15 protein-coding genes are annotated in these 12,981 nt (G+C 42.5%); all 15 read right to left on the minus strand.

The genetic code is table 11. From position 1 onward, the window contains the following. Positions 1-10 precede the first annotated feature (10 nt). The 15 genes from cobK to A3I5_RS0106825 all read right to left on the minus strand — a co-directional run bounded on the left by cobK (position 11) and on the right by A3I5_RS0106825 (position 12,980). Complete coding sequence (gene cobK, locus A3I5_RS0106755) at positions 11-769, minus strand: precorrin-6A reductase (RefSeq protein ID WP_018373851.1); 759 nt, start codon at positions 767-769, stop codon at positions 11-13. Beyond that, entirely contained in the window at positions 766-1,491 is a 726-nt protein-coding gene (cobJ, locus tag A3I5_RS0106760; protein ID WP_018373852.1) for a precorrin-3B C(17)-methyltransferase, read from the minus strand. The genes cobK and cobJ overlap by 4 nt, the downstream gene beginning before the upstream one ends. Positions 1,492-2,277: 786 nt before the next feature. After that, positions 2,278-3,336 carry a cobalt-precorrin 5A hydrolase gene (locus A3I5_RS0106765; protein WP_018373853.1) on the minus strand — a complete coding sequence of 353 codons (1,059 nt, stop codon included), beginning with the start codon at positions 3,334-3,336 and terminating at the stop codon, positions 2,278-2,280. Continuing rightward, on the minus strand, positions 3,326-4,099 hold the full coding sequence (locus A3I5_RS0106770) for a cobalt-precorrin-4 methyltransferase (protein WP_018373854.1): 774 nt from the start codon (positions 4,097-4,099) through the stop codon (positions 3,326-3,328). The genes A3I5_RS0106765 and A3I5_RS0106770 overlap by 11 nt, the downstream gene beginning before the upstream one ends. A 2-nt stretch (positions 4,100-4,101) precedes the next feature. Then, positions 4,102-4,668, minus strand: a complete 567-nt coding sequence (locus A3I5_RS0106775; RefSeq protein ID WP_018373855.1) for a decarboxylating cobalt-precorrin-6B (C(15))-methyltransferase — start codon at positions 4,666-4,668, stop codon at positions 4,102-4,104. Beyond that, entirely contained in the window at positions 4,658-5,272 is a 615-nt protein-coding gene (locus A3I5_RS0106780; protein ID WP_026216972.1) for a cobalt-precorrin-7 (C(5))-methyltransferase, read from the minus strand. Before A3I5_RS0106780 ends, A3I5_RS0106775 begins: the two co-directional genes overlap by 11 nt. Beyond that, positions 5,263-6,387, minus strand: coding sequence for a cobalt-precorrin-5B (C(1))-methyltransferase CbiD (gene cbiD, locus A3I5_RS0106785; RefSeq protein WP_018373857.1), 1,125 nt, complete (start codon positions 6,385-6,387; stop codon positions 5,263-5,265). Before cbiD ends, A3I5_RS0106780 begins: the two co-directional genes overlap by 10 nt. A 28-nt stretch (positions 6,388-6,415) precedes the next feature. Then, positions 6,416-7,096: a cobalt-precorrin-8 methylmutase gene (locus tag A3I5_RS0106790; protein WP_018373858.1), complete on the minus strand. Its 681-nt coding sequence runs from the start codon at positions 7,094-7,096 to the stop codon at positions 6,416-6,418. After that, positions 7,096-7,794, minus strand: coding sequence for a cobalt-precorrin-8 methylmutase (locus A3I5_RS0106795; RefSeq protein WP_018373859.1), 699 nt, complete (start codon positions 7,792-7,794; stop codon positions 7,096-7,098). Before A3I5_RS0106795 ends, A3I5_RS0106790 begins: the two co-directional genes overlap by 1 nt. 11 nt (positions 7,795-7,805) lie before the next feature. Next, complete coding sequence (gene cbiB, locus A3I5_RS0106800) at positions 7,806-8,753, minus strand: adenosylcobinamide-phosphate synthase CbiB (protein ID WP_018373860.1); 948 nt, start codon at positions 8,751-8,753, stop codon at positions 7,806-7,808. A 1-nt stretch (position 8,754) separates the two neighbouring features. Next, complete coding sequence (locus tag A3I5_RS0106805) at positions 8,755-10,113, minus strand: cobyrinic acid a,c-diamide synthase CobB (RefSeq protein ID WP_018373861.1); 1,359 nt, start codon at positions 10,111-10,113, stop codon at positions 8,755-8,757. Between the two features lie 361 nt (positions 10,114-10,474). Continuing rightward, positions 10,475-10,927 (minus strand): cupin domain-containing protein, encoded by a 453-nt coding sequence (locus A3I5_RS0106810; RefSeq protein WP_018373862.1) that lies wholly within the window; start codon positions 10,925-10,927, stop codon positions 10,475-10,477. Between the two features lie 17 nt (positions 10,928-10,944). Then, entirely contained in the window at positions 10,945-12,039 is a 1,095-nt protein-coding gene (locus A3I5_RS0106815; RefSeq protein ID WP_018373863.1) for an ethanolamine utilization protein EutH, read from the minus strand. A 16-nt stretch (positions 12,040-12,055) separates the two neighbouring features. Next, a complete protein-coding gene (locus tag A3I5_RS0106820; RefSeq protein ID WP_018373864.1) occupies positions 12,056-12,337 on the minus strand; it encodes a EutN/CcmL family microcompartment protein in 282 nt (93 codons plus the stop codon). A 13-nt stretch (positions 12,338-12,350) separates the two neighbouring features. After that, positions 12,351-12,980 carry a hypothetical protein gene (locus A3I5_RS0106825; protein ID WP_018373865.1) on the minus strand — a complete coding sequence of 210 codons (630 nt, stop codon included), beginning with the start codon at positions 12,978-12,980 and terminating at the stop codon, positions 12,351-12,353. Position 12,981: the final 1 nt, after the last annotated feature.

Here is a 12,981-nt window from a genome sequence, read left to right on the forward strand (position 1 = left end):
CCTTTCCTTTTTACCGATTTGTTTTTGTCAGATATGCTTCTAGCTCCTCGATCGTTGACACCATTTTGGGATAATCAATCAAGGGCCGAGAAATGATAATGCAATCAATTCCCAGCTCCAGACAGCCATCAATCTTTTCTCGGATGCCGCCAACCGTTCCACTTTCTTTGGACACAAAAACATCTGCTTTGGCGCGTGCAATCAACTCCTTGTTGCACTCTTTTGAAAAAGGAGCTTTAATCGCATCAATCTGATCGGCAACCATGCCTAAGGCTTCGCAAGCAAGGAGCACCTCAGATGTCGGAAGCACACGAGCCACGATTCGCTTGTCTGGCAAGCCCTTGACAAACAAGGGCAAGGTTTTACTCCCTGTTCCAAGATAGACCGTTCCATAATCTTTTTTTCGGATAACTTCGATCGCTTCTTCTGTGGAATGAACGACGATACTGCCACTCAAATCAAGCGTAGCACTACGCTCAAAACGCAGATAGGAAATACCCGCTAACTCTGCTGCTCGAATGGCTTCTTTTGAGACAATGTCTGCAAAAGGATGTGTGGCATCAATGATTTCATCTACCTGATTCTGTTGGATAAAGGCCACCATATCCTCGGCAGTCATACGCCCCTGAATCACAGGCTGCCCCCACTTTGAAGCCAGATGCTTCCCATAGTCTGTGACAACAGAGCTTGTGACAGCAATCTCCATGTCGTTTAATAAACTTAAAATCGCTGTGCTATCTGAAGTTCCCCCTAACAATAACTTCATCATAGCGTATAGCCTCGAGGGGTGATCATACGTCCATTTTTCACATAAGTTTCTTTATTGCCAATAATGACAATGGTCGTCATATCTACTAAGGATTCGTCTAAATCCTTGATAGTTGTTAAAATATAATCTTCTTTTTTCCGACCGACGTCCTTTCCAATTCCCACGATTGTATCCTCAGATTTGTACTGAGAAATGATGGATAATGCTTTTGACAAGTGATCAGGACGCCCTTTACTTCTTGGATTGTATAGACAAATAACAAAGTCTCCTTGTGCCGCTGCATGTAGACGTTTTTCAATCACTGACATCGGAGTCATCAAGTCACTCAAGCTAATATGGCAAAAATCATTCATGAGAGGGGCTCCCATGACCGCAGCAGCTCCTAAGCTAGCTGTGATTCCTGGAATGACTTTGACTTCCAAGTCAGCATTGTCACCAATCAACTCTAAAATCAAGCCTGCCATACCGTACACACCTGCATCACCACTAGAGACAACCCCAACATTTTTCTCCGTCTCTAATGCCAAATCAATAGCCTTTTGGCAACGATCAATTTCCTGTCTCATTCCTGTTGCGACATGTTCTTTATCCTTGACCAAATCACGAATCAAGCGCATATAAGTGGAATAACCCACAATAATCTCACAATCCTTGATCGCATCTAGCGCTTCTTGAGACATCAATTCTTCTTTTCCTGGGCCTAAGCCAATAACATATAACATAGTTTCTCCTTATATTAAGATACGAGCCCGTTAAAAACTCAAAGCAAAAATAGGAAGTCTGACGAAGAGTCTCNGGACTCTAGGAAGACTTATCTTTTTTGCACAGAGTTTAGGGCGGGTTCAATTCAGTAAGATACGAGCCCGTTAAAAACTCAAAGCAAAAATAGGAAGTCTGACGAAGAGTCTCCGGACTCTAGGAAGACTTATCTTTTTTGCACAGAGTTTAGGGCGAGTTCAATTCAGTAAGATACGAGGGCGTTAAAAACTCAAAGCAAAAATAGGCGGCCGAACAGGCGGTGGGACAAAAATCGGTAAATTCGAAGAAATTCGATTTTGTAGTCACAGCCCCGCAAGGCTGGGAGTAAGACTTGTTGCCCGTGCCAACTTAGTCTTACCCCTGCACAGGTCATTAGGTGCTTTAGCACCAATGAGCCACTGCTGATTAGGTTTGTAAAAGCCGATTTATCGGCGTATTAGAAATCAATCAGCTACTGCGTCAACAGCTTTAATCTAAAAAAGATAAGATCGAGACACTTTTTCTTAAGCTCGTTGTGAGATCCCGGCGAGGATAGCTAGATTAGTCACAAATGAAATGCTGTGAGTAACCAGCTAGCTACCGCTAAGATATAAAAGCCGTAAAGCGAGCACTGTAAAAATAGGAGGTTGACGAAGTGTTCAAAGGAACACAAGGAACTCTATCCACTAAAGGGATGGATTCTCAGCTGTAGCCAACTAAAGTTGGAACAGCTGCCTATCTTTTTTACACCGCTCGTAGTCCGAATTCAATTATTTATGATTTCTTATTTTCGCTAACGCATAGGTACAGCCATCTCTAGCGAAGCGTTCGGTGATGACCTGACCGCCACTTGCAACATCTGCACTAGCTAGGGCAACACTTCCTACTCCTACTGTCTTTTTGACAAAGGCCGATTGAGGGTATTTGTCCGCAACGGTTGCTAGTTCTTCTTTTGAGAAGGTCTCAAAGGGACAATCCAATTCTTTTGCTAAAGCTAAAATTGCTTTTTCTTCTTTTTTGACATCAATACTGACAATCTTAGCGATTTCATTCGGGTGAATACTTTCCTGCTGGCAAAACAGTTCAAAGCCCTCTTTAAAGATTTCTGGTGCAATGTCTTTTCTGGCTCCGACGCCTAAGATATAGGGCTTGGGATAGATGACAGCTAGATTTTCCCGCTGAATCAAGCACTCCTTAGTCGTCAAAAGAATCAAGGGGTCTTGCCCTGCTAAAGTCGCATCCAACTCTTCTTTGGTAAGAACCGTTAGCCCTCTTAGATCGGTCACCCAGTCTTTTTCTTGGTAGAAATAGACGGTTTTTTTCTGGCCTAAATAGCTATTAAACGGCTTAATCAAAGGACGAAGTTCCGCCCGCCAGCCATTGACCGATTGGGCGAGAGTATCCAAAGCAGTCACCTCTTGCACATCTGTCGCTGTCGTAATCACTGGATTTGCTCCCATCAATTGGGCAATCCGCTGGGTGAGGTCATTTGCGCCTCCTAAATGACCACTTAAAAGACTAATCACATTGGTCGCTTTTTCGTCCATGACAATCACTGCTGGATCAGCTGCCTTGTCAACAACCACTGGTGCAATAGCGCGAACAACAATTCCCGTTGCCATGATGCAAACTAAGACATCCACCGTTGTAAAGAGATGAGCAATCGCTTGGATTGGACTTCCCTCTAGCGCATGGGCTCTGTCATCTGCTAATTTGGGCATGGTATAGACCTGACTATTAGTTTGGAGCTTTTCTTGCAATGCAAGCGCTGTTGCTTTTCCCGTCTCTGTCAGAGCAACCAGAGCATAGTGCGACTGATTATTGGGCATGGCTGCTCTTTCCGTGTCGAAATTCGTGTTCAAACTCCTCGTGGTAGAGCTTAGAATAGTAGAACTCCTGCCCTAAGAAGTCACCCACTAAGATTAGGGCTGTTTTGGTAATTCCTGCTTCAGTGACTTTCTCAGCAATCGTTTCCAAAGTTCCAAAGACCTTCTTTTCCTCTGGCCAAGTCGCCTTATAGATGACAGCCACAGGTGTCGTTGAAGGATAGCCTCCCTCAACCAACTCCTCAACGACTTTTTCAATTCCCTGGATCGAGAGAAAAATCGCCATAGAAGTCCGATGTTGAGCATAACTTCTAAGAGATTCTCGATCTGGTACTGGAGTGCGCCCAGCCATCCGAGTGATAATGACGCTTTGAGAAACCTCTGGTACCGTATACTCTGTCCCAATACTAGAAGCTGCCCCTAAGAAGGAACTTACACCTGGGGTACAGTCAAAGACAATGCCTCTTTTTTTCATCTCCTCTGTCTGTTCACGAATAGAACCGTAAATCGAAAAATCCCCCGTTTGCAGGCGAACAACATCTTTGCCTGCTTTGACACTAGCTTCCATAACGTCAATAATTTCCATCAAGTGCATGCTAGCACTGTCATAGATCTCTGCACCTTCCTTGCAATAGTCTAACAAAGCAGGATTGACCAATGATCCCGCATAAATGACTACATCAGCCTGTGACAACTGCTTATACCCTTTTAATGTGATTAAGTCCACATCACCTGGACCTGCTCCTACAAAATGTACTTTAGACATCTCTACTCCTTATTTTCTGATTTTTGACACGACACAATGATCGTTGGATTTTGAGGTTTAAAATAATGTCCCTTGCCTAGTCCTGTAAAACGGCTAGCCTGAATCGAGACGACCTCGACATCTTCCCAGTTCATCTCCTCAGCAATTTGAGCTGCTTCTAAGGCATTTTCCATGAGAATGAAATTAAGTACCAATCGCCCTCCGTCTTCTAGCAATTGGTGGCACCAGTCAAAGATCTCCTGCATATTGCCACCTGTTCCACCAACAAATATCGCATCAAAGGTTCCTTCAAGCTCAATAGGCGCTAGGCCTTCATGAAAGGTCACATTGTGACATTGAAAATGCTCTATATTTTGACGGGTCAGCGCGACAGCATCTGGATTGCGCTCCACTGCCACAACCTCTAAGTTCGGGTAGGTATGGGCCGCCTGAATGGTAACGCTCCCTGTACCTGAGCCAACATCAAGCATGCGTTTGGCTCGGTGCAACTGCAATTTATCCAAGCTAATCGCTCGAATTTCTTCTTTTGTCATCGGAACCTTGGTCCGAATAAATTCACTATCTCTCATCCATTACCACCACCACATTCATTTTATACTTTCTATTCTGGACTTCGCTTGCTGGCAAAATCGTAATCTTCTCATCATCATAACTTAATTGTTCACCTATGATGATGGTCTTTTTCAGTCCTCGTTTGACAGCTTCTTGTGCAATTTGATACGGCCCTACGTTATCATCCGTTACCATGAAGACCTTTGACAAGCTCATAATCAGATCAAAGTCGGGTGTCTTAGCATGGCTGCTGGTCAGGTAAGCATCATTCATTGGGATAAATGCCTGACTAGCTAGGTACTGCATCGCACTGATCCCTGAAAAAATACGTGTCCGCCCTTTGAATTTTTCTGACATCCATTTCCCCAATCCATAGATAAGAGGATCACCCGATACTAAATACACAATATGGCTTTCTTCCGGATAGCTAGCAATCAAGCTTTCTAACGCCGCTAATTTCTTAGGAGGAACAACTCCTTTATGGGCATATTGGGCAGGTAGAATCTCTAAATGACGTTCGCTCCCTAAGATGTAATCAGCTTGCTCATAGAGTGCTTCACTCCCTAACAGCCCATAGGATACATCACCCGGTCCAATTCCTACAACGTCTATCATCTCCATTCCTCCTTAATCATGTCTAACGGTTTTGTAGACGCTAGATAGCCTTCTTTTGACGCAAATAACACAACATCTATATGAACCTCTGGCTTTCTATACTTGAGCAAGCGTTCGCTGCGGAACTTAATCTTATCCGCCAAAATTTGATAGACGCCTTCATAGCCGTACTCTTTAATCGCTTCACCAGCAGCTTCGGTCGTTGTACAACCATCTACTTTTTCTAATAAGTCAAGGGGTGCTCCCATCAATGCCAGATTGGCAATCAAGGTTTCCATACGTGCATCAGCATCCTTACTATGAGTTGAGAAAATGCCTGATGCCACCTTGACTAATTTTCCCATATGACCGACAATTAAAACCTTGGTAAAGCCAATCCGCTGCACTTCTTTTAGAACATGACCTACGAAATTACTCATATTGACAATGCGTGATTTGTCAATTCCTAGCACAGTTGTTGTGAAATCCTCCCCATAATTCCCCGGAGCTAGGACTACTGAGCGATAACCTTGGTTGTATAACATGGTCAATTCAACAGTAATCGCTGCTTTCCAGCTGTCTTCTGACATTGGATTCACAATCCCTGTTGTTCCTAAAATTGAAATACCACCTACAATTCCCAAGCGGGGATTATAGGTTAACTTGGCTCGCTCTTCACCTCCTGGCACCCAGATCAAGACATGAGCACCACAATTGTCGCCAATAATTTCTCTGACGGATTTTTCAATCATGCGTCTAGGAGTTGGGTTAATCGCAGCCATGCCAACAGGATTGGCAAGACCTTCTTCTGTCACCCGACCAACTCCAATACCACCGTCAATCTCAATGTCTGTCTGGTCAGGTAATAGAGTGACTGTAGAGTAAATCAAAAGCCCGTGTGTGGCGTCTGCGTCATCTCCACCATCTTTTTCGACAGCTGCTGTTGCTTTTTCGAGCTCATAAGAGGGATTTTGAATGTCCATCGTCACTTCGACACCAGACGCTGTCTGAACGGTTATTTTTTCTTCAATCTCCTGATTTAAAATCATGTAAAGCGCAGCCACTGTCGCTGCGGTGGCACAAGTCCCTGTTGTATAGCCCCGCTTTAACTTTTTTCCATCAACATAGACGTATTCATCCATTCTTTAACCCTTTCCTAGACATACCTATCTATGATTTTCCAAATGCCGTGCAACGGCGATAATCTTCGGTTTCATCGCCCAATTGATACAAAATCGCATTGATAATTGCGGCTGCAATGGTGCTTCCACCCTTGCGACCTAGCGCTGCAATAGAAGGAATAGAACTTTCGTGCAACTGCAATTTTGACTCAGCAGCTCCCACAAAACCAACGGGAACACCAACTACTGCATCAGGATCGAGGCGCCCTTCTTCTACCATATCTAACACTTTAAAGATAGAAGTCGGCGCATTTCCAAAGACAAATAGCTTAGGGCCCTCTACCTTTGCAGCATATTCAACTGCTGCCATGGAACGCGTGATCCCTTTTTCTTTCGCCTCTTTGAAAATCTCTGGCTCATTGACTAGGCAACGATAGGCCACTCCTCTTTGTTCGAGCAAGGTTTTATTAAACCCTCCTAACACCATTGTTGTATCTGTAAAAATCGTGCCTTTATTTGTCAAAACATAGATAATTTTTTGAATCACATCGTGAGAAAATTTGATCTGATAGAGGTAATCAAAATCGGCACTGGCAAAAACAACTCTCTTTAACACCGCTTCTTCAAATGGATCAGAAAAGGTGATAGACGGATGCTCTTGGTCAATGATTTCTTGGATTTTTTGAAAACTTGCGGCTTCAATCTTGTGTGCTTCTTTCAGGTAGGACATCAATTTTCTCCCTCTTTTTTAGTGGTCGGAGTTGAATAACGAACATAATCATCGGTTATCACTTCTCGCATTTGATAAATAATGGCATTGATAATAGCCACGACAATAGTGCTGCCCCCTTTGCGACCAACCGTTGCAATCGCAGGCACAGATGACTCTAGTAGAGCATTTTTCGATTCTTCAACATTGATAAAGCCAACAGGAACACCAATTACCGCATCAGCCTGCACCAAACCTTGTTCCACTAATTCTAGCAAGTGAAAGAGTGCCGTAGGAGCTCCACCAAAAGCAAAAATCTTTGGTCCTTCAATTTTTGCTGCATATTCAACCGCTGCCATGGCACGCGTGATTTGCTTTTCACGAGCTAAGTTGACCACTTCTTCGTTATTGATCAAACACTGGTACTTAACTCCCATTTGGTCTAAAACCCGCTTATTGATGCCATTTAGTGAAATTGAAGAATCCACAAAAATCGTTCCCTTATTTTGCAGCACTTCAATGATTTTGTCATTGACATGATGGGTAAAACGCAGATTATATAAGTAATCAAAATCACCTGACGTATGAATCGCACGTTTGATAATAGACTCTTCCATCTCGGTTTGAAAAGTATAGCCTGCATGCTCCTCATCGATAACAGATTGGATGATCTTAAAACTTTTTTCCTCAATAGAAGAAGGATTTTGGATATATGACATCAATAAAACTCCTATAAGATTGATAAAATGAGCGACACAATGACACCAGCTATCAAAGCGATCATTGTACTCATATAAAGAAGAGAAACAGTCGTAACAATATCTTCAGCAACAACTTCTCGTGTGGCATCACCAATGGTCGGCTTCTCAATCAGCTCTCCATGATAGATGTGAGCACCGCCCAACTGAATGCCAAGTGCTCCTGCTACCACAGCTTCAGAAAAAGCACTGTTTGGGCTGGCATGCTGATAACGATCCCTGACACCAATCCGATACGCGTCTTTCGCATTTAGTTGCAAAACATGACTCGCCAGCATTAGGCAAACCCATGTGACCCGCGCAGGCACTAAATTTGCCAAATCATCGATTTTCGCAGAAATGTAACCGATTTGACGGTATTTTTCTGTCTTATAGCCAACCATAGAATCCAAGGTATTGATGGCTTTATAGGCGATGGCTAAGACCGGACCACCAAGTAACAGACAAAGAAGCGGACCAATCACACCGTCACTTGTATTTTCAGCGACTGTTTCAATGGTCGCTTTTGTAATTTCAGAATGTGTCAACTCTGCGGTATCTCGACCAACAATCATACTCACTTGGTAGCGTGCTTCTTCGATGGTTCCTGTTTTTAGCGTTCGATAAACCTTCAAAGCCTCAACAGCTAAACTTCTGGTCGCTAGGCTAGCATAGGCTAAGTAAATCGATATCACCCAATAGACAATAGGATGCACACGCAGAGCAAGCCACAAAACAAGCCATACACCAGTAACCGCAAGTCCGACCGTTGTTCCCCACAACAGAAAACCAAAGACATACGGAGGAATCCGGCGTTTCTGATAAAGAGAGAGGCAAAACTGGATATAACTTCCAATCCATTTGACAGGATGAGGCCATGAGTAGGGATCACCGATTAGCCAATCACATAAGAGGGCTATTAGAATACTGATAATTGCCATATTAGCGCGCCTCTTGAATGTAGTTCAGCCAATGATGAAGCAAGGATTCTCCTTGGTAAAAATGAACATGCAAGTAACTAGCAAAGGTATTTTTCTTTTGATAACCCCCTGTCCAGCTAGCCACTACAGCACCATCTCGCGTTTTCTCTAAGGCTAAAACAGGTTCTTCTTGGGTTTCAAAGGTAGAATGATGAAACTCATGTCCTCGAACCTGTGTTCCTTTAGGACCAAATAAACTGTCTACTTGTGTTGTGGCTTGACAGTAGCCAAATCGTTTGAGACGTGGTGTCATGATACTTTTTCCTTTGAAAATCCCAACCATATCATAGCTCACCTGATCAACTTCTAGACTGCTTCCCAGATACATCAAGCCACCACATTCTGCATAGATGGGATACCCTTTTTCATGCGCTTCTAAAACCGATTGTCGAAATGAAACATTTGCCATTAACTCTTTGGCATATATTTCTGGAAAACCTCCTCCAAAATAATAAGCATCTGCTTGTGGTAATTGCGGATCCTTTAACGGACTAAAGGGAACTAAGGTCACTCCTAAATCTCTTAATAAGTCGAAATTATCCTCGTAATAAAAATGGAAAGCATCGTCCATCGCATAGGCTAAGGTTAGTGGAGCATAGTTTTTAGTAGCAAAGGGATTTTGCATGCGAACAGTTGCCTTTTCCACGTGCTCCAAAAGACGGGACAATTCAATGTGCTCTTCAACTAATTTTCCTAAAATATCAAACTTTTGATCTAAATCTTCCATCTCTACATCTGGTATAAGCCCAAGATGACGCGAAGGAAGATCCACATCCATATTTTTCGGCAAATAACCCAAAACTTCCACATCTGTATAGCGCTCAATCGCTCCCTTAATCAATTCATAATGATTCTGAGACGCAACGCGATTCACGATAACACCTGCAATGGTAAGCTCTGGATCAAAAGTAGAAAAGCCATGCACCATTGCTGCGGCAGAGGTTGATGTAGCTTTCCCATCAATCACTAAGATAACAGGGATTCCTAGCTTTTTAGCAATATCTGATGAGGAAGCACAATCCTTATCTGTACCTAAACCGTCAAATAACCCCATGACGCCTTCGACAACGGCAACATCCGCATCTTGATGCCATTTATAATAAGACCAAGCCAAAGCAAGTGTATCAGGAATCATAAAGCTATCCAAGTTCCGTGATGCTCGTTTGGTAATTCGGCTATGATAGGCTGTATCAATGTAATCAGGGCCAACTTTATAGGGCTGAACTTGGTAGCCCCTATTTGCCAAGGCTTTTAGTATTCCCAGAGTGACAGTTGTTTTTCCAACACCACTTGAAACTCCGGCTAGCATAAATTCTTTCATTAACTTCGTCCTTACAAAAAAATAAAACAATGCTACAAAAAATAGTATTATTTTTTGTAGCATCGTTGCTCTCTTTTTCATTAAAACACATCGTTGTGCCAGAAATTGCTTTCTTAATCTTGTACGAGTATTAGTTTACTATGAAATGAAAAAAATGTCAAGTATTTTGAAAGCGTTTTTCAAATCAGTGTTGCATAGATATTTACTAAAAATAGTAGTAAGACAGAAGCCGTGATTTCGTTGAAATCGACTTCGTCCCAAAAAACCACTATATCAAACTGATCAATCTACAAAAGAAACGAGGCCGAGTACTTTTTGTCTCAACCTCAGGTAGTTATTAATTAGTATTAGATTCAGTTTTTTACTGATTTTGCCAATCTGCTGGATAGGTCACATAAATAAAACGTGCTTTTCCTTTGACAGAAAACTTGATATCACTTCCTTTGGGAATAAAGAGAAGCTCACCTGGTCCAGCCGACATCACTTCGTCACCGACGATGATGTCTAGTCTGCCTTCAATCACATAATCCACTTCGTCATAGTCTAAATGCCATGGGAAGGTTGTTTCTTCCATTGTCATTAGCCCTAAGCCCAAGCGAGGACTTTCTTTTAAATCAAGCAAGTCTCTGGTATAAACTTTGTCTGCTGGATTTCCAGTGTCAAGACGGTCTTCTGGACGCACATCTAAACTTGGTAAAGCGATAGATGCAACTCCTGACTTCCCGACTTTTTTAGCAGTATCTTTGGCAAGGAGTTCTTCTAATAAAATCTTCCGAACTAAAGATTCCAACTCTGAACGATTTACATCTGCCATTCTCTATTTCCTCTCGTCTATGCTTCCTTTTTTGTTAATACAAATGCCAACAAGACAGCTGTTACACCACCAACAATCTTACCGACCATCATTGGTACAATCATCTCAGCATTCTGTCCAGCGGTAAATCCTAAATGGTCACCGATGACAAATGACGCAGAAACAGCAAAGGCAACGTTGATGATTTTACCACGCTTGTCCATGTCTTTTAACATTTGGAACATGGCAATATTGTTAGCAAGTGAGGCAACCAAGCCTGCTGCGCCAACTTCATTCATCCCCAATGATTTTCCGATAGCAGAAAGTGGCTTATTGGCTACTTTTGTAAAGACAGCAACAAGACCAAAAGCACCGGCCAAGGTAACTGCGATTGTTCCAACCACTTCAAAGGCTTCTTTCAAGGTGTCTGCTCCACTTGGATAAAGGCTGTTCAACCATTCATTACCTGTTAGCAATTGAGCCGCACCAAAGGCTAAACCAAGTGTCGCAATGATGACAATAATTTGCCCAAAGATTTCAAATCCCTTAATCATACCGTTTGGTGCTACTACTAAGCCCAAGAAGATCAAGGCAGAAACGATGATGATTGGAATCAAGTTGACCAATAAGGTTCCAGCCGATAAGCCTGGCACCAATAAACCACCAACCAAACATCCAATAGGAACAGTGACCAAACCATATAAAATACCGCGAGCAAGTAATGGACGATCTTCTTTTTCAATAATTCCTAAAGCAACCGGAATCGTAAAGACAATCGTTGGCCCCATCATCGATCCTAAAACGTAGGCTGCAAAATTTCCAACTGCTGGATCTTGTGCTAGGCTAAGTGCTAGTGGCGCTCCACCCATATCATTTGCGATGAAAGTCGTTGCAAAAATAGACGGATCTGCTCCTACTAAACCATATAAAGGCACGATGACTGGTTTTAAAATATCTGCTAACAAGGGGGCTACCACCATAATCCCTGCCATTGAAAGCGAAAGGGCTCCCATTGCCATGATACCTTCTTCAAACTTCTCACTTAGGCCTAATTTGCCACCGATACACTTATCAATTGCACCGACAATCATAAATAGAACCATGATGTAAATGATGATTTCATTTATACTCATAATCTTTGTTTATCTCCTAATTGTTTTCATTATCTGGATATTCTACTTTGTCAATGATGGCCGCAACGACCATATCAACAGGAACATTTTCTTTATTTAGACTAACACGTGCAGAACTGCCAGTTGTCACCATGACCAGATCCCCCTCTCCAGCCCCGATACAATCTGCCGCAATAACCAAAGCAGGATCCGTTTGATGTTCATTTAATTGGCGCTCCACTACTAAAAATTTCAAGCCATTTAATTTTTCATCTTTTCTAGTAGCCCAGAGGCTTCCCCTTACTTTCCCAACAAACATAGTCCTACTCCTTTTAGTTTACAATTCTAATCTTATGACGTTTTAAATAGTCCTTGGCTAACGCTGTTACAATCATTCCTTTTTCAAGGGTAAAAGTATCACCTTCACTCAACTGCATAGCACGTAATTTTGATTCTGTGATTAGCTTACTTTTGGATGACTGAGAAACAGGTGTTGATTGATGTGTGGCAACAACATCTTTTGTTGCTTCCTTTGCTTCCAAAAGCGACAGCAATTGAGTTTCACTATAAAACGTCGCGCCGTATTTTTCGAGTTTTGCTTTTTGCGCTAGCAGTTCGCGGTATAACAATGACTTAGCAGACTGCTTATACTGCTCTATATTAAAAGCTTCCAGAGAAATCAGTACCTTTTTACCCTCTAATAAGCTCGTTAACAGACTTGATTCTTTTGCGTCTGCGGGGCAAAGTGAAGCAACTCGTAAGAAGGCATCTAAGGCTAGATCATCTACCACAACAAAGTCTGCACTCGTATGCTCTTGAGTTACACGACACCCGTGACTTGCTAGGTATTCCCTTGTACTTTCTTTTCCAATCAAAAAAACAGATGTTTCATTTGGCTGATGCTGAAGGTTTTCTAACAAACGGTCTGTGATAAGCTGGACAAGTTTGTCTATATTTTCCATT

It is taken from the genome of Streptococcus merionis DSM 19192, assembly GCF_000380085.1.
GTDB lineage: Bacteria > Bacillota > Bacilli > Lactobacillales > Streptococcaceae > Streptococcus > Streptococcus merionis.